1 protein-coding gene and 1 pseudogene are annotated in these 642 nt (G+C 30.7%); both read right to left on the bottom strand.

Going from position 1 to position 642, the window contains the following annotated elements:
- Positions 1 to 550: pseudogene (locus tag IDG60_RS19725) on the bottom strand (bifunctional riboflavin kinase/FAD synthetase); the annotation flags it as partial.
- A 14-nt stretch (positions 551 to 564) separates the two neighbouring features.
- Positions 565 to 642, bottom strand: a 78-nt coding sequence (locus IDG60_RS23195) for a hypothetical protein (RefSeq protein ID WP_241013411.1), incomplete at its 5' end; no start/stop codon positions are given.

Genomic DNA, 642 nt, shown 5'->3' with positions numbered 1-642 from the left:
AAGCATCATTCGCTTTTTGCAACTCACCATTGATTAAATCTTGACGAATAGAAGTTGTAGAAATTTTTTCATTTTCAATTTCTTGTTTACTCACAATTGTCGTATTAAACGCATCATATTCTTGAAGTACAGTCATATTACCTTTTCCAAATTTACCAAAAGTAAAATCAAAACCAGCAATGACTTCTTTTACATTATTTTTAATTATATAATTTTCAACAAAATCTTCTACGCTCACATTAGCAAACCTAGATGAAAAATTAACCACTATACAATAATCAATATCATGTTGGCTAATTTTTTCGATTTTATCTGAAAGTGGCGTTAAATACGTTGTTCGTTTTCTTTTAGGATTCAACACGACAGACGGATGCGGATCAAATGTCATCACCGCTTTTTTTAAACTGCGTGCCTCAGCTATTTCGTTTAATATATCAAAGACTTTGTCATGACCTTTATGCATGCCATCGAAAAATCCGAATGCCATTGCAACATCCTCTGTATTATACTGTTTTGATTGTATAGGATGTGTCACTTCTATGACTTTCATAAATTCTATCTCCTTTAATTAAAGACTTTTTTAGGTTTAATTTCTGATTCTTTTGTAGGGTGTACCATATAAATTGCTAATACTTTTTCTGA

The organism is Staphylococcus sp. EG-SA-2, from assembly GCF_017152085.1.
Note: the sequence above shows the minus strand (reverse complement) of the source record. Positions and strands in the feature narration are given on the sequence as shown.